This window comes from Novosphingobium sp. 1529, from assembly GCF_040544855.1.
Classification (GTDB): domain Bacteria; phylum Pseudomonadota; class Alphaproteobacteria; order Sphingomonadales; family Sphingomonadaceae; genus Novosphingobium; species Novosphingobium capsulatum.
In genome coordinates this window covers 95,507-110,250 of sequence record NZ_JBEPKW010000010.1, presented here as the reverse complement: position 1 = coordinate 110,250, position 14,744 = coordinate 95,507, and the positions used below count along the sequence as shown (strand labels likewise).

Annotated in this window: 16 protein-coding genes and 1 tRNA gene; 3 read left to right on the top strand and 14 right to left on the bottom strand. The window is 64.9% G+C overall.

Features of this window, described 5'->3' with window-relative positions; all coding sequences use genetic code 11:
- Positions 1 to 16: 16 nt before the first annotated feature.
- The 10 genes from ABIC78_RS16860 to rpsB form a co-directional block, all read right to left on the bottom strand.
- Positions 17 to 703: an OmpH family outer membrane protein gene (locus tag ABIC78_RS16860; protein WP_022677316.1), complete on the bottom strand. Its 687-nt coding sequence runs from the start codon at positions 701 to 703 to the stop codon at positions 17 to 19.
- Positions 703 to 3,375, bottom strand: coding sequence for an outer membrane protein assembly factor BamA (bamA, locus tag ABIC78_RS16855; RefSeq protein WP_354490923.1), 2,673 nt, complete (start codon positions 3,373 to 3,375; stop codon positions 703 to 705). Before bamA ends, ABIC78_RS16860 begins: the two co-directional genes overlap by 1 nt.
- 229 nt (positions 3,376 to 3,604) lie before the next feature.
- Complete coding sequence (gene rseP / locus ABIC78_RS16850; protein WP_028658134.1) at positions 3,605 to 4,753, bottom strand: RIP metalloprotease RseP; 1,149 nt, start codon at positions 4,751 to 4,753, stop codon at positions 3,605 to 3,607.
- A complete protein-coding gene (locus ABIC78_RS16845; protein ID WP_354490921.1) occupies positions 4,750 to 5,913 on the bottom strand; it encodes a 1-deoxy-D-xylulose-5-phosphate reductoisomerase in 1,164 nt (387 codons plus the stop codon). The genes rseP and ABIC78_RS16845 overlap by 4 nt, the downstream gene beginning before the upstream one ends.
- Positions 5,910 to 6,653, bottom strand: a complete 744-nt coding sequence (locus ABIC78_RS16840; RefSeq protein WP_354490919.1) for a phosphatidate cytidylyltransferase — start codon at positions 6,651 to 6,653, stop codon at positions 5,910 to 5,912. The genes ABIC78_RS16845 and ABIC78_RS16840 overlap by 4 nt, the downstream gene beginning before the upstream one ends.
- Entirely contained in the window at positions 6,640 to 7,284 is a 645-nt protein-coding gene (gene uppS / locus ABIC78_RS16835; protein ID WP_051146413.1) for a polyprenyl diphosphate synthase, read from the bottom strand. The genes ABIC78_RS16840 and uppS overlap by 14 nt, the downstream gene beginning before the upstream one ends.
- A 77-nt stretch (positions 7,285 to 7,361) precedes the next feature.
- The gene (gene frr / locus ABIC78_RS16830) at positions 7,362 to 7,919 is read right to left on the bottom strand and encodes a ribosome recycling factor (RefSeq protein ID WP_022677322.1); all 558 of its coding nucleotides are present in this window, start codon (positions 7,917 to 7,919) and stop codon (positions 7,362 to 7,364) included.
- A gap of 3 nt (positions 7,920 to 7,922) precedes the next feature.
- The gene (gene pyrH, locus ABIC78_RS16825) at positions 7,923 to 8,648 is read right to left on the bottom strand and encodes a UMP kinase (protein ID WP_022677323.1); all 726 of its coding nucleotides are present in this window, start codon (positions 8,646 to 8,648) and stop codon (positions 7,923 to 7,925) included.
- A gap of 224 nt (positions 8,649 to 8,872) precedes the next feature.
- Positions 8,873 to 9,799, bottom strand: coding sequence for a translation elongation factor Ts (gene tsf, locus ABIC78_RS16820; protein ID WP_062784959.1), 927 nt, complete (start codon positions 9,797 to 9,799; stop codon positions 8,873 to 8,875).
- 124 nt (positions 9,800 to 9,923) lie between these two features.
- Positions 9,924 to 10,679 carry a 30S ribosomal protein S2 gene (rpsB, locus tag ABIC78_RS16815; RefSeq protein ID WP_062784960.1) on the bottom strand — a complete coding sequence of 252 codons (756 nt, stop codon included), beginning with the start codon at positions 10,677 to 10,679 and terminating at the stop codon, positions 9,924 to 9,926.
- Between the two features lie 508 nt (positions 10,680 to 11,187).
- Between rpsB and ABIC78_RS16810 the strand changes: the two genes are divergently transcribed.
- Entirely contained in the window at positions 11,188 to 11,496 is a 309-nt protein-coding gene (locus ABIC78_RS16810) for a hypothetical protein (RefSeq protein ID WP_354490916.1), read from the top strand.
- On the opposite strand, the gene ABIC78_RS16805 is transcribed toward ABIC78_RS16810, so the two are convergent.
- The gene (locus tag ABIC78_RS16805; protein ID WP_354490991.1) at positions 11,465 to 12,265 is read right to left on the bottom strand and encodes a CDP-alcohol phosphatidyltransferase family protein; all 801 of its coding nucleotides are present in this window, start codon (positions 12,263 to 12,265) and stop codon (positions 11,465 to 11,467) included. The two genes, ABIC78_RS16810 and ABIC78_RS16805, sit on opposite strands and share 32 nt — an antisense overlap.
- A gap of 2 nt (positions 12,266 to 12,267) precedes the next feature.
- A complete protein-coding gene (locus tag ABIC78_RS16800; RefSeq protein WP_022677327.1) occupies positions 12,268 to 13,017 on the bottom strand; it encodes a phosphatidylserine decarboxylase in 750 nt (249 codons plus the stop codon).
- Between the two features lie 200 nt (positions 13,018 to 13,217).
- On the opposite strand from ABIC78_RS16800, the gene ABIC78_RS16795 reads away from it, so the two are divergent.
- Positions 13,218 to 13,502, top strand: coding sequence for a hypothetical protein (locus ABIC78_RS16795; RefSeq protein WP_054132579.1), 285 nt, complete (start codon positions 13,218 to 13,220; stop codon positions 13,500 to 13,502).
- On the opposite strand, the gene ABIC78_RS16790 is transcribed toward ABIC78_RS16795, so the two are convergent.
- Positions 13,484 to 14,143 carry a S24 family peptidase gene (locus tag ABIC78_RS16790; RefSeq protein ID WP_022677329.1) on the bottom strand — a complete coding sequence of 220 codons (660 nt, stop codon included), beginning with the start codon at positions 14,141 to 14,143 and terminating at the stop codon, positions 13,484 to 13,486. The genes ABIC78_RS16795 and ABIC78_RS16790 overlap by 19 nt on opposite strands.
- A 105-nt stretch (positions 14,144 to 14,248) precedes the next feature.
- On the opposite strand from ABIC78_RS16790, the gene ABIC78_RS16785 reads away from it, so the two are divergent.
- The gene (locus ABIC78_RS16785) at positions 14,249 to 14,491 is read left to right on the top strand and encodes an Ogr/Delta-like zinc finger protein (RefSeq protein WP_082209206.1); all 243 of its coding nucleotides are present in this window, start codon (positions 14,249 to 14,251) and stop codon (positions 14,489 to 14,491) included.
- 55 nt (positions 14,492 to 14,546) lie between these two features.
- On the opposite strand, the gene ABIC78_RS16780 is transcribed toward ABIC78_RS16785, so the two are convergent.
- A tRNA-Tyr gene (locus ABIC78_RS16780) sits at positions 14,547 to 14,632 on the bottom strand.
- Positions 14,633 to 14,744: the final 112 nt, after the last annotated feature.

The following is a 14,744-nucleotide window of genomic DNA, read 5'->3' as shown; positions in this document are numbered from 1 at the left end:
CCCCGTATGCCTTGCCTTAGCGGCCTTCCGGCGCCTTGGCGCCCGAAGCGGCGGGCGCGGCGCCCTGCTGGGCCTGCTGCTGCGCCATCGCTTCACGCTGGGCGCGCGGCATCCAGCCAGCCGGCGGCACGAGCTGCGCGGTGGGGATCAGGGCGTTGAGTTCGGTCAGGATGTCCTGGCTGATGTTCGAGGCCGGATCGCCCTTCACCACGGCCTGCACATCAAGCACGATGGTGGCGCGGCGCTTGGCCATCGCGCGCTGGGTGGCTTCGTCCAGCTTGTCGGAGATCTGCTCGATCACATACTGTTCAGCCAGGTTCAGCGGAGCGAGGATCTGCTGGATCTCGCGCTTGCCGTCTTCCTGGATCTGCTGAATCTGGCCCACTTCGGCTTCGAGCGCAGCGCGATCGGCCTTGGGGTTCTTCTGATCAGCCTGGAACTTGTCGGCCAGCGGCTTGAGCTGGGCGTTGATCTGGTCGCTGCGGGTCTTGGCCTGGTCGATTTGGGCCTTGTAGGTGACCGGGCGCTGCTGCATCGCGGTCTGATAGGCCGACGACGAACCGACGATCGCCTGCGGGTTGGCATAGGCGATGCCGTTGGCAACCGGAGCGGTCGACGCGGCGGCGGGGGCTGCGGCCATGGCTGCGGGGGCAGCCGAGATCATCAGGCCCGCGATCAGGGCCGAGGCAATGCGGAGTTTCATCAGAACTGGGTTCCCACGTTGAAAGTGATGGGCTGGGTGTCGTCGCCGTCGACCTTCTTCAAGACCTTGGCGAAGTCGATGCGGAACGGGCCGAAGGGCGAGTTCCAGTTAACGCCGATGCCGATCGAAATGCGCGGCTGCGGCGAGTTGCCAACGAAGACTTCGTCGTACTTCTGGTATGTGCTGTTGGCCGTGCCGTCAGAGGCATTGGCGGCCGTGGTGATCTTGCCGGTAAGCGCATCGGTATAGAGCACCACGCCCGTGCTGGTGGCCGGGCGACGCACGCCCCACACCGCACCGGCGTCCATGAAGATCGACGGACGCAAGCCCATTTCGCGGGCACCGGCACCAAGCGGAATTTCAAGCTCGGCATGGCCGATGTAATAGTAACGGCCGCCCAGGGCGTCGTCCGCCCACGAATTGCGGTCGGTGGTGATCGCGCCGAACGTGCCATCGGAATTGCGCGAGTAGTACTTGCGCAGCACGCGCGGGCCCACGCCGCGAATGTCGAAGCCGCGCATCTGCGGCTGGCCCAGGAAGAAGCGGTCGGTCAGGCGCACATCGTCCACGGTGGGATCCGACGAACGGCTGGCGAGCGGCTCGATCGCGCCACCTTCGCCGCGCAGGCTGAACACGAAGCCCTTGCCCACCGGCCAGTAATGCGCGGCATTGGCGGTGATGCGGGCATACTTGACTGAACCGCCGAGCCCGGCGATGTCGCCGCTCAGCAGCCACGAGGTGCCCTTGGTCGGACGCAGGCGGTTATCGAGCGTATCGTAGACCACCGAGGTGCCGAAGATCGAGCTGGTGCGGTGGCCAATGGCATCGCACAGGTAACGACCGGCCAGCAGCGGGCTGCAGGTGCCGTTGAGGTAATAGGTGGCCTCGTCCAGCGTCACGTCATCGATGTTGAACGTGTAGCGGCCGATCAGCGACATGTACTCGGTCAGCGGCACGCCGGCGCGGATCTGGAAGCCGGTCGTGGTCTGCTTGTACGTCGTGTTGCGGTTGGAATTGAGGTAGTTGAAGCTGTTGTAATCGCGGCGATAGACGTCAACGCCCATCGAGATGTTGCGATCGAACAGATAGGGCTCGGTAAAGCTCAGCTGGACGCTGCGCGAATAGTAGGAATAATCGACCGAGAGGCCCAGCGTTTGCCCGCGACCACGGAAGTTGTTCTGGCGGATCGAGGCCTGGAAGATGAAGCTTTCCAGGCTGGAGAAACCGGCCGAGAGCTGCAGTTCGCCGGTGGGCTTTTCTTCCACGTTGGCTTCGAGCGCGATGCGATCGGGCGTGGTGCCCGGCTTCTGCTCAACCTCGAACTTTTCCTGGAAATAGCCGAGCGACTTGATGCGGTTGGACGAGCGCTTGATCTGGTAGGAATTGAACGCGTCACCTTCCGCGAGGCGGAATTCGCGACGGATCACCTTGTCCTGGGTCAGCGTGTTGCCGTTGACATCGACACGTTCGACATAGACGCGCGGCGCGTCAGCGATGCGGAACGTGATGCCCATGGTGAGGTCATCCTTGTTCCGCGCGAAATCGGGCTGCACGTTGGCAAAGGCATAGCCCAGGCTGCCCGCCGTCTCGCTCAGACTGTCGACGGTGTCTTCGACCAGCTTGGCGTTGTACCAGTCACCCGCCTTCATCGGCAGCTTCTTGACCAGGCTGTCGCCGTCGATCTCGCGCAGCTGGCTGTCCACCTTCACGTCGCCGAACTTGTAGCGCTTCCCTTCCTCCACCACGTACGTGATGATGAAGTCCTTCTTGTCTGGCGTCAGTTCGGCCACGGCCGAAACCACGCGGAAATCGGCATAGCCCTTGGTCAGGTAGAACTGGCGCAGCTTCTGCTGGTCGAACGCGAGGCGATCGGGATCGTAGCTGGTGCCCGACGAGAACAGGCGGAACGCGCGGGCCTGCTTGGTCACCATCTCGGTGCGCAGTTCGGTATCGGAAAACTGCTGGTTGCCGATGATGTTGATCTGGCGAACCTTGGACTTGGGCCCTTCGGTGATCTCGAACACGATATCGACGCGGTTCTGGTCGAGCATGACCATCTTGGGCTCGACCGAGGCGGCGAATCGGCCCTGCCGCTTGTACAGCTCGATGATGCGCGACACGTCGGCGCGCACCTTGGACCGCGTGAAGATCTGGCGCGCCGAGAGCTTGATCTCGGGCAGGATCTTGTCTTCCTTGAGGCGCTTGTTGCCTTCCAGGATGATGCGGTTGACGACCGGGTTTTCCTTGACCTGGATGGTCACCGCGCCCGCGTTGTTGCGCACCTGCACGTCGGCAAACAGTTCAGTGGCGAACAGGTCCTTGAGCACCTGGTCGGCCGCGGCCTGGGTATAGCGATCGCCTTCGCGCAGGCGGATGTAGGAGCGAATCGTATCGGGTTCGAGGCGCTGGGCACCGTCGATGGTGATCGAACGCACCAGTTGCACCGGCTCGGCCGGCGCTGCCACGGCGGGCGCGGCCGGAGCGTTGGCCGGGGCAGTGGCAGATGCCGGAGCAGACGCGGCCTTTGCCTTGGGCGCGCTCTGCGCCAGGGCCGGATTGCCCAGCGTGGTCGAGGCAAGCAGCGCCACCGCGAGAGTCGAAACCCGCGCCGTTGCCGGGTTCGATGCCCGCGCTGCGGCGGGGGCGGTCAGGCTCGCGTACCGTTCATTCATCACCAAGCGCCATCCCGTCTGAATTCGTAATGTTCCGCCACGATGGCGGTTGCCGGATTTTCGGCACCGCAGCCCTGTGCCCGATGCCGCTGTGCCAATCAAGCAAGCATGGTGCAAGGCACCGCATTCACCCCGCATATTGTGGAAAATAATGCGCCTTCGGCCTGCCGAGCCCCCTGCCCGGCCGCTGGCCGATCATCCTGCGCCCATGCGGCGCCAACCAAACCGGTCAGCCGCCGAAAACCTTTGCTCCAAACAGGCCATGCGCACCGAACAGGTCGAGCGAGGCAACATCGTTGACCGTGACGATCAGCATCAGGGCCACCACCAGCGCCAGGCCGGTGCGAAACGCCCATTCCTGGCCGCGCGCACTGACCGGCCGGCGGCGCACCGCCTCTGCCAGGTAGAAGGCCAGATGCCCCCCGTCGAGCACGGGAATTGGCAAGAGATTGATGAATCCCAGATTAATCGAAATCAGCGCGACGAAGAACACGAACGGCTGCCAGCCCGAGACCAGCTGCTCGCCAGAGAACTTGGCGATCTTGATCGGGCCGCCCAGTTCCTTCACCTCGCGCCGGCCGGTTGCGATCTGCACGATGCCGGTGACCATGGTATCGACAATGCCGCGCATCTGTCGTGCGCCATCGGCCACTGCCGCCAGAGGGCCGACACGGACCAGTTCAACACTGGCCGGGCCCACCCCGATGAAGCCGATTTTCTGAACGTTGCCAAAGCGATCGGAATCCGCGCGGGTGCCGGCAACCACGGGCAGCGTCTGGCGCTTGCCGCCGCGCTCCACCACCAAGTCAAGCGGCTCGCCAGGGTGCTGCGCCACGGTCATCTTGACGTCGAGGAAAGTATCGATCGCGCTTCCGCGCATCGCCACGACGCGATCGCCCACCCGCACGCCAGCCTTTTCCGCCACCGAGCCGGGCTGCACCACGCCGATCACGGGCGGCACGACCAGCTTGCCATAGGCCATGGTAAAGCCCGACAGGATCACCAGCGCAACCAGCAGGTTGGTAACCGGGCCCGCCAGCACGATCAGCGCGCGCTGCCACAGCGCCTTGGCCTGGAACGTGCGGTTGCGCTCTGCCGCCGGCAATGCCAGCCATTCCGACGTCGGCTTGCTCGTCGGGCTCATGTCTCCAGCGAACTGGACATAACCACCCAGCGGCAGCAGCGAGAGCTTCCAGCGCGTGCCGCGCTTGTCGGTCCAGCCGATCAGTTCACGGCCAAACCCGATCGAAAAGACATCGGCCTTTACCCCGCACCAGCGACCAACCAGATAGTGACCCAGTTCGTGAAGGAAGACGAGTGGCCCCAGCACGAGCACGAAGCCCAGAAAACTGATCAATAGGCCGGGGGTCTGCATCAACGAACGGGCTCCATATGCGCATGTGTGCGCAAGCGGGCTTCGTGGTCAACCGCAATCACATCTGCCAGGCAGGCAGGCGGCGGCGGCAGGCCACGATCCAGCACAGCCTGCACACATGCCACGATTTGCGTGAACCCGATCTTACCAGCCAGGAACGCAGCCACCGCGATTTCATTCGCGGCATTGAGCACGGCCGGCGCTGCGCCCCCGGCGATCACCGCCTCGCGCGCCAAGCGCGTGGCAGGAAAGCGCGATTCGTCGGGCTGGCGAAACGTGAGTTCGCCGATCTCGGCAAGATCGAGCGGCGCACAGGGCGTGTCCATCCGCGCCGGCCAAGCCAGGCACGAGGCGATCGGCACGCGCATATCTGAAGGACCAAGCTGCGCCAGGGTAGAGCCATCGCGATATTCGACCATCGAATGCACGATCGATTGCGGATGGACCAGGATGCGCAGCCGCTCCACCCCCACGGGGAACAGGTGAAACGCCTCGATGAACTCGAGCCCCTTGTTCATCATCGTGGCCGAATCGACGCTGATCTTGGCGCCCATCGACCAATTGGGATGCTTCACCGCCTGGGCGGGTGTCGCATGGGGCAGGCGATCGGCCGCCCAATCGCGGAACGGGCCACCACTGGCAGTCAGCGTGATCATCCGCACGTGCTCGGGCGCATTGCCCGCAAGGCACTGGAAGATCGCGTTGTGTTCAGAATCGACCGGCAGCAGCGTGGCGCCGCTGCGCGCCACGGCCGCGGTCATCACCTCGCCCGCGGAAACCAGCGCTTCCTTGTTGGCCAAGGCCACGGTGCGGCCACATTCGATCGCCGCCATGGTAGGCGCCAGGCCGGCACAGCCGACGATGGCGGCCACGGTGATATCGGCGCCGCGCGCGGCCGCCTCGACCAACGCGTCAGGGCCAGCGGCCACCGCGATATCGGTGCCGGCAAGCGCCGCACGCAGGTCTGCCAGGCGGGCAGGATCACCGACCACGGCCAGGCGCGCGGAAAATTCGCGGGCGAGCGCGGCCAGTTCGGCCACCTGGGCGTGGGCGGTAAGCGCCTCGACGCGGAAGGCAGCGGGATTGCGGCGCACCAGATCGAGCGTCGACGTGCCGATCGAACCGGTGGCCCCCAGGATGGTGATGGAACGTTGCGCGGTCATGCCGGTGCCCCCAGCGCCCAGGCCGTGCCAACGATGATGGCCACCGGCAACAGCCCGTCAACGCGATCGAAAAAGCCGCCGTGCCCCGGGATGAGGCGCGAGGAATCCTTGACCCCCGCCCGCCGCTTGAGCCACGATTCGTAGAAATCGCCCGCCTGCGCCGCCACGGCCAACACGGCGCCGGCCAGGGCTGCCACCCCCAGGTTCGCGATATGCAACGCCTCTGCCAGGCTCGGCCCGGTGGGGCCAAGGCCGCTGATCAGCCAGGCGCCGCCCAGCGTGAACAGCCCAGTCCACAGCCCAGCGGCGGCCATGCCACCGGCCAGGCCCGACCAGGTTTTCGACGGGCTGATGCGCGGCGCGATCTTGGGGCCGCCCAGGGCGCGGCCGGTGAAGTAGGCGCCCGTATCGGTGCAGATTACCAGGCCGATGACCGCCACCAGCAAGGGCGTGGGCATCACGATCAGCGCCAGGGCGCCCCAGCCGATATAGACCGCGCCGGTAATGACCCCGGCGACCATGCGCGCCGGATCGGGAGCGATGCGTGCCACCAGGCGAACATATTCGCCAAATACGACCAGGCCGACAGCCGCGATGAAGGCATCGAGCGCCACCCCACCGCGCCACACGGCCAGGCCAGCCACGGCCAGCATGACCACAGCCGACGCGAGGCGCAGGGGCAGGTCGGAACGCTTGGCCGGTTGCGGTTGTGCGGCCACGGCAGGATCAGCGTCCGCCAAAGCGCCGCTCCCGCTCGGCAAACTGATCAAGCGCGGCGCGCAAGTGATCGGGGGTGAAATCGGGCCACAACACCGGGGTAAACACCATTTCGGCATAGGCGGCCTGCCACAGCAGGAAATTCGACAGGCGCACCTCGCCCGAAGTGCGGATCAGCAGGTCGAGCGGCGGCAGGTCTGCCGTATCAAGCTCGGCCGCGATGGTTTCGGGCGTGATCTCGCCCTTGGCAGCGGCGCGGGCAGCGGCGCGGGCAATTTCCTGCTGCGAGCCATAGTTGAGCGCGATTGCCAGCGTGAGCCGAGTATTGCCGGCGGTGCGCGCCACGGCATCATCGATCAGTTGCACCAGATCGGGTGCCAGCGCGCGGTATTCGCCGATGATCTTGAGCCGCACGCCATTGCGGTCGATCTCGTCGATATCGCTGCGGATGAACGCGCGCAGCAGGCCCATGAGATCGGAAATCTCGTCGGCCGGGCGCTTCCAGTTCTCTGAGCTGAAGGCATAGAGCGTCAGCGCCTCGAGCCCCAGGTCGCCCGCGGCGCGCACGGCCGCGCGCACGGCTTCCACGCCGCGCTTGTGGCCAAACGCACGGGGCATGAACCGCTTCTTGGCCCAGCGCCCGTTGCCATCCATGATGATGGCAACGTGGCGGGCCAAGGGGGCGCCATCGCCCCCGTCGCGAACCTGCGGCACGGGAACCGGCGCGGCGCTCACTTGCCCAGGATTTCCTTTTCCTTATGGGCGGCAGCGTCGTCCACGGCCTTGATCGTCTCGTCGGTCAGCTTCTGGACTTCGGTTTCCAGGCGCTTGCGCTCGTCTTCCGAGATTTCCTTCTTGGCCTCGTCCGCCTTCAAGGCTTCCATGCCATCGCGGCGCACGTTGCGCACGGCAATGCGGGCGCCTTCGGCATACTTGCTGGCCAGCTTGGCCAGTTCCTTGCGGCGTTCCTCGGTCAGGTCCGGGATCGGCAGGCGCAGGTTGTTGCCATCGTTGATCGGGTTGAGGCCAAGGCCGGCCGAACGGATCGCCTTTTCCACCGGGCCGACGTTCGACTTGTCCCACACCTGCACCGAAAGCAGGCGCGGTTCGGGTGCAGACACGGTGGCCAGCTGGTTCAAGGGCATGTGGCTGCCATAGACTTCGACCGTGATCGGATCGAGCAGCGCGGTGTTGGCACGGCCCGTGCGCAGGCCGGCGAGATCGCCCTTGAGCGATTCGACAGCGCCCTTCATGCGGCGCTCAAGATCGCCTTTGTCATACTTTGCCATGGATCAGGCTTCCTTCCGAACGATGGTCTGCGTGCCCTCTCCGGCCAGCACGCGGGCAAGGTTGCCCTGCTCGCGGATCGAGAACACGACGATGGGAATATTGTTGTCGCGGCACAGCGCCACGGCCGAGGCATCCATCACCTGCAGGTTGTGCGCCAGCACGGTGTCATAGTCGATGGTGTCAAAGCGCTTGGCCGCCGCGTCCTTCTTGGGATCGGCATTATAGACGCCATCGACGCTGGTGCCCTTGAACAGCGCATCACACTGCATTTCGGCCGCACGCAGCGCTGCGCCGGAATCGGTGGTGAAATAGGGCGCCCCAACGCCGGCGGCAAAGATCACCACGCGGCCCTTGGCCAGATGGCGTTCGGCGCGGCGGCGGATGACGGGTTCGCACACCTGGTCCATCTGCACGGCCGATTGCACGCGGGTGTCGACGCCCAGCTTTTCGAGGGCGGACTGCATCGCCAGTGCGTTCATCACCGTGGCCAGCATGCCCATGTAATCGGCCTGGGCGCGGTCCATGCCCTTGGCAGCGCCAGCCATCCCGCGAAAGATGTTGCCGCCGCCAATAACCAGGCAGATTTCGAGGCCGGTTTCCTTGGCAGCCTTCACTTCGGCGGCGAGCGCGGCGACGAAATCGGTATCGATGCCGAACTGCTGGTTGCCCATGAGCACTTCGCCAGAAAGCTTGAGCAGGATGCGCTTGAACTTTGCAGGGGTGGTCATGGGGCGTCCGGGTCTCGCAAAAAAGGGTCGGGATGAAGGCGGGTTGGCGCGCAACCGGCGGCCCCTCCACCCCTGGTCGCGCCCTTATACGCAGCGCACAGGCCCTGCCAAGGGCGCCGCTGCGGTTTTCGCAAACGCAAACGTCCCCGCTGCAACAGGAACCCGGCGCATTGCCGCACGGGCAAGGCCAGGCCCCGGTTGCGCGGGGACGCGAAAAGCAATGCTTACTTGATGCCGGCAGCGGCCGCCACTTCGGCGGCGAAGTCGGTCTCTTCCTTTTCGATGCCTTCGCCCAGCTGGAAGCGGACGTAGTCAACGAGGGCGATCTTGGTGCCAGCAGCCTTGCCAGCCGCTTCGACGACCTGGGCGATCGGGGTCTTGTTGTCCATCACGAACAGCTGCGACAGCAGGGCGTTTTCCTTGGCATACTTGGCCACGGCGCCATCGACCATCTTGGCCTGCACTTCGGCGGGCTTGCCGCTTTCAGCTGCCTTTTCAGCCGCGATCTTGCGTTCGCGGGCGATCAGCTCGGCGTCGAGGTCTTCGGCATTGAGCGCCAGCGGGAAAGCAGCGGCGATGTGCATCGCGATCTGCTTGCCGAGCGGCTCGAGCACGTCGGCGCCAGCTTCGGATTCGAGCGCGACGAGCACGCCGATCTTGCCGAGGTTGGTGGCAGCGGCGTTGTGCATGTAGGGCACGACGATGCCGTTCGACACAGCGACGTGCTTGATGCGGCGCAGCTGCTGGTTTTCACCGATGGTGGCAACGTTGTTGGTCAGCTTGTCGGCCACGGTGCCGCCGTCCGGATAGGCAGCAGCCTTGAGAGCTTCCACGTCGGCCGCGCCGGTTTCCAGCGCCACTTCGGTCGACTTGCGCACGAAGTCCTGGAACTGCTCGTTCTTGGCGACGAAGTCGGTTTCCGAGTTCACTTCGACGGCGACGCCCTTGGTGCCCGAAACCGCCACGCCCACGAGGCCTTCGGCGGCGGTGCGGCTCGACTTCTTGGCGGCGGCGGCAAGGCCCTTGGCGCGCAGCGCGTCAACCGCGGCTTCGAAATCGCCGGCGGCTTCGTCGAGCGCCTTCTTGCAGTCCATCATGCCGGCGCCAGTGCGCTCGCGCAGGTTCTTCACGTCAGCGGCGGTGTAAGCCATCGCGTTTGTCCTTTGTCTGAAACGGTGCGGCCGCGGCTGCACGCGCCGCGGCCCTACTTCATGAAACGGGACAATTCGGTGACGGCGCCGATCGCGGCGCCGCCCCCGTCATGTCAGCCTGCAATCAGCCTTCGACGGCTTCTTCGGCAACCGGCTCGTCCAGCGCGCCCAGGTCCACGCCCGAAGCATAGGCAGCGTCACGGCCGCCCTTGGTGGCAGCGGCGGCCACGGCTTCGCAATAGAGGCGGATGGCGCGGCTGGCGTCGTCGTTCGCCGGGATCGGGAACGCGATGCCTTCGGGCGAAACGTTGGAGTCGAGGATCGCCACGACTGGGATACCCAGCACGTTGGCTTCCTTGATCGCCAGTTCTTCCTTGTTGGCGTCGATCACGAACATCACGTCGGGGATGCCGCCCATGTCGCGGATACCGCCGAGCGACAGTTCGAACTTGTCACGCTCGCGGGTGAGCTGGAGCACTTCCTTCTTGGTGAGACCGGCGGTGTCACCCGAAAGCTGTTCTTCCAGCGCCTTGAAGCGCTTGATCGAGCCCGAGATGGTCTTCCAGTTGGTGAGCATGCCGCCCAGCCAGCGGTGGTTGACATAGTGCTGACCCGAAGCGCGGGCGGCCTGGGCGATCGGTTCCTGCGCCTGGCGCTTGGTGCCGACGAACAGCACCTTGCCGCCGGCCTGCACGGTGGCCGAGATGAACTCGAGCGCGCGCGACATCAGCGGAACGGTCTGCGACAGGTCGAGGATGTGGATGCCGTTGCGGGCGCCGAAGATGTACGGCTTCATCCGCGGGTTCCAGCGGTGGGTCTGGTGGCCGAAGTGGGCACCGGCCTCGATCAGTTGCTGCATGGTGACGACGGGAGCCGCCATAATCATTTCCTTCCGGTTTCACCTCTGGAGCGCTGGAACCGCGCGGAGAACCCGCAGCTGGCACCGGTATGTGCGCGCCCCATGTGGACTGGCCCTGCTGTCATGATGGCGGCGGAAATGCCGCGAATCACCGCTGGGCTGCGGCGCCCATAGCGCGCGCAAAGCGGCAATGCCACCGGAAATGCCCTTAGCAGTGATTCGCGGGGATAACCTGCCCGGCGCAGGCAAAACACGCCCTGGCGCAGCTGTTCCACGCCCGAATCACCGCGCCGCGAACACTGTTTCATCGATTTTCGACATAAGCACAAACACTTAGCACGAGCGCAGATGTGTTTGAAATTCCAGTTGACGCACCGGAACAAAAGTGGAACATTTGGGGCGTCGACGGGCCAAACAGGAACCGTTCAGGAACGATCGAGTTATCCACAACACAAGCGCTTGCTGTCAAGCCTTGGGCACAGGACGCCCTGCTTGGCACCTGCCCTCTTGTCTTCGGAAAGGCATCGCCATGCTCGCCATTCTCGCTTCGCTCGTCATTGCCGGCGCCGGCGTTGCAGCCCTGGTTGCCGTTGCGGCCACCTGGCGCGGCCAGCTTGGCGCCATTCGCCAGTTGCTGGCCGATGCCCGCGCGCTGGAGCAGGCCGATGCGCTGGACCTCGATCGCGCTTTCCTGGCGCGGCTGATCGACAGCCCGCTGGCCACCGCCGCGCCGGCGACCCCGGCGCTGCCGCCGCTGGTGCGCAGCACGGTGCGCCGCCCCTCGCCGCGCCCGGCTGCTGGCGTGGTTACGAAAGCGGCGCGGCGCGCTGCCGCTTGAGCCGGGCATAGCGCACCACACCCACTGGAATCAGCGCAAGATAGAGCGCACAAATTCCCACCAGGGTCAGCCAAGGTTCTGTTAGCAGCGCCGCAAAGACCAGCCCGGTCAGCGCGATCAGTTCCAACCGGATGGTCTTGCGCGGACGGAACGATGACCAGCCCGGCGTCGCCATGTTGGAAATCATCATGAACGCCATAAGCGCCGCCCAGATCGCCACGAAGATCGGCTGACGAAACTCGTCGCGGCCGCTCGCCACCCACAGGTAAAGCGGCAGAAACGACAGGCCGGCGCCGGCCGGGGCGGGAACGCCAGTAAGAAAGCCGGCGGACTTGTGCGGCTGCTCTTCCATGTCGATGCGGGCGTTGAAGCGGGCGAGGCGCAAGGCGCAGCATACCGCCAGCGCCAGCGCCGCAAACCAGCCAAAGCGCGGCATCTGCTGCAACGACCAGAGGTAGAGGATCAGCGCCGGGGCCACACCAAACGAGATGGCATCGGACAGGCTGTCCAGCTCTGCGCCAAAGCGCGACTGCGCCTTCATCAGACGCGCCACACGGCCATCGATGCCATCGAGCATGCCGGCGAGAATGACCGCCAGCACCGCGCCGCGGAAATCACCACCAATGGCAAAGCGAATACCGGTCAGCCCGCAGCATAACGCAGCAGAGGTAATGGCATTGGGCACCAGCGCGCGCAGGGTAAGCCCGCGCGGCAGCCGGTGGCGGCCAAAGTCTTCACCCGAAAATGCCTCTTCGTCCTCTGCCGGCAAGGTCACTGGCTGATGCCCTCGATCAGCGGTGCATCGCCGATTTCGGCCAGGATGGTTTCGCCGGCCACCACGCGCTGGCCGATCAGCACCTTGGGCTCCGTGCCGACGGGCAGATAGACATCAACGCGGCTGCCAAAGCGAATGAGGCCAACCCGCTGGCCAACGGCGACGATGTCCCCGCTCTTGACGAACGGCACGATGCGCCGCGCAACCAAGCCAGCGATCTGCGTAAAGCCGATCTTCACGCCGTCGCTGCGTTCCACCAGAAAATGCTGGCGCTCGTTTTCCTCGCTCGCCTTGTCGAGATCGGCATTGAGGAACTTGCCCGGAATATAGACCACGCGGCGGATCGTGCCGCCGATCGGGGTGCGATTCACGTGCACGTCGAACACCGACATGAAGATCGACACGCGGGTAACCGGCGTCGGGTCCATGGCGGCAAGGCCGCTGCCATCGTCGGCCGAAAGCTCGCGCGGCGGGGCCACCTTCTGGATCAGCGTGATCAGGCCGTCGGCCGGCGCCACGACAAAGCGATCGTCACGCGGGGTCACGCGCACCGGATCGCGGAAGAACGCGAGCACGCCAAGGGTCAGGAACACGAACGGCCAGGCCACGATGCTGCCGCCGAAAATGGCCGCGATCAGCGCGATGCCACCGGCAATGGCGCCGAACTTGCGTCCTTCGGGATGGATGGAGGGCCAGGACCAACCGGCATTGCCGCGTCCGCGATTGTCAAAAATGTCACCAGGCATGCCGCCGGTCTAGGCGCTGGCGCGCCGCGCGGCAAGCGTATGGCGCACACCAGTGCCACCAACCGCTGTCAGGGATCGACCAGCGCCGTACCGACTACATGCAAAGCCTTGTTGTATAAGGAATCTGCACAACAGGGTGGCATCGTCCGGGGCGGCAAATTGGGCTTTTGTGGTGGGGCAACGGCAAAAGGAACCACGCCATGATCCCCCTTCACACCCCGTTCTGGCCCTGCTGGCTGATCAGCTTGGCAGCGACCTGCACCATCACGATTGCCCGGCTGGGGCTGCGCCTTTCGCCCGCCGGCCGGCATGGGCTGGTATGGCGCGAATGCCTCGCCCTGCCGGTATTTCCCACGGTGGCAGCCTGCTATGCCGGCCTGCACCAATGGCCACCAGCCGCAGCAGCGCTGCTGGCGATGGCGCTTGCCCTGCCCGGCTATCCCCGACTGGCACGGGCCATGGCGCGCTACATCTTGCGGAAATAGGCCACGACGCGGCCCAGCACGTGCAGTTCCCCGTCATAAGCAGTGATCGGGGAAATGGCAGGATTGTCGGCCATCAGCAGCCAGCCGCCATCCTTGCTGGGCCGCAGCCGCTTGACGCAACCCAGCCCGCAATAGCTGACCGCCCAGACCTGATCGGCCAGGCGCGGCACGGCCTGGCTGGTATCGATCAGCAGCAGATCGTTATCGAGGATGGTGGGGATCATGCTGTCCCCGGAACCGCGCGCAATGATCAGACTTTCCGCCGGGGCACGGGTATAGAGATCGAGCCATTCGCGCGGAAACATGCGCTGCACATCGGCGATAGGCTGGTCGATATAGGCGGCGCCCAGGCCGATCGCCAGATCGACCTCGCGCACGGCAACCAGGCCCATGGCTCCAGCAACTACCGAAACCGACGGCGCACGGCGACCATCGTTGGCGGGGTCATCGGTTTCACCGGTGAGATATTCGACGCTCGTTTCGAGAGCGCGGGCTATGGCGTGGATATGACGCGACCCTTGCGCCCCCTTGCGGATGAGGTGGTTCACGCTCGGCTGTGAAATGCCGACGCGGCGCGCCAGTTCCGCCTGCGACAGGCCCAACGCGCTGATTCGCGCGGCAATGCGATCACCCAGTGTCATGGATAGAGATTTATAGATTAAGCTATAAATCCGCAATTCATTTATCTATTGCTTAGACGATAGATTGGTGCATTATAGATTTATCGATACAGACGGAGATCCACCATGCCATCCCCCACCACGGGGCAGCCGCGCACCGGGCGCCTGCATTGCCCCCATTGCCACCAACCGGGTCAACGGCGATCGAGCCGGCCGGTTACCGACACCCACCGCGAGATCTATTACCAGTGCACCAATGTGGTTTGCGGCCACACCTGGAAAGCCAGCGAGACCTACGACTATGGCCTGGTGCCTAGCGCCACGCCAAACCCGCAGGTGACGCTGCCGCAACGACCGGGGCGGCCGTGAGGCCCGCCTCAAAAACGAGGTATATCCCGTGAAGACTAAGGAAATCGAGTACTGGTGGTGGACAGGGCTAGATTCGAACTAGCGTACGCTTGCGCGGGCAGATTTACAGTCTGCTGCCTTTAACCACTCGGCCACCTGTCCACACCAGATTTGCCGGTGCGAGGAGCGCCCTTTTCAAGGCTTTCCTGCATTTGAATGGGCCGTTTCGCTGCAAGCGATCCGGTCCGTCCGGCCGAGTGAGAGGCCCTTTGGC

What these genes read in the sequence shown, in the direction of transcription:
- ABIC78_RS16785 (WP_082209206.1), top strand. Translation starts at nt 14,249, where the DNA reads ATGCCATCCCCCACCACGGGGCAGCCGCGCACCGGGCGCCTGCATTGC.
- frr (WP_022677322.1), bottom strand. Translation starts at nt 7,919, where the DNA reads ATGGCAAAGTATGACAAAGGCGATCTTGAGCGCCGCATGAAGGGCGCT.
- ABIC78_RS16810 (WP_354490916.1), top strand. Translation starts at nt 11,188, where the DNA reads ATGCTCGCCATTCTCGCTTCGCTCGTCATTGCCGGCGCCGGCGTTGCA.
- rpsB (WP_062784960.1), bottom strand. Translation starts at nt 10,679, where the DNA reads ATGGCGGCTCCCGTCGTCACCATGCAGCAACTGATCGAGGCCGGTGCC.
- pyrH (WP_022677323.1), bottom strand. Translation starts at nt 8,648, where the DNA reads ATGACCACCCCTGCAAAGTTCAAGCGCATCCTGCTCAAGCTTTCTGGC.
- bamA (WP_354490923.1), bottom strand. Translation starts at nt 3,375, where the DNA reads ATGAATGAACGGTACGCGAGCCTGACCGCCCCCGCCGCAGCGCGGGCA.
- tsf (WP_062784959.1), bottom strand. Translation starts at nt 9,799, where the DNA reads ATGGCTTACACCGCCGCTGACGTGAAGAACCTGCGCGAGCGCACTGGC.
- ABIC78_RS16845 (WP_354490921.1), bottom strand. Translation starts at nt 5,913, where the DNA reads ATGACCGCGCAACGTTCCATCACCATCCTGGGGGCCACCGGTTCGATC.
- ABIC78_RS16800 (WP_022677327.1), bottom strand. Translation starts at nt 13,017, where the DNA reads ATGCCTGGTGACATTTTTGACAATCGCGGACGCGGCAATGCCGGTTGG.
- ABIC78_RS16860 (WP_022677316.1), bottom strand. Translation starts at nt 703, where the DNA reads ATGAAACTCCGCATTGCCTCGGCCCTGATCGCGGGCCTGATGATCTCG.
- uppS (WP_051146413.1), bottom strand. Translation starts at nt 7,284, where the DNA reads ATGGATGGCAACGGGCGCTGGGCCAAGAAGCGGTTCATGCCCCGTGCG.
- ABIC78_RS16795 (WP_054132579.1), top strand. Translation starts at nt 13,218, where the DNA reads ATGATCCCCCTTCACACCCCGTTCTGGCCCTGCTGGCTGATCAGCTTG.
- ABIC78_RS16790 (WP_022677329.1), bottom strand. Translation starts at nt 14,143, where the DNA reads ATGACACTGGGTGATCGCATTGCCGCGCGAATCAGCGCGTTGGGCCTG.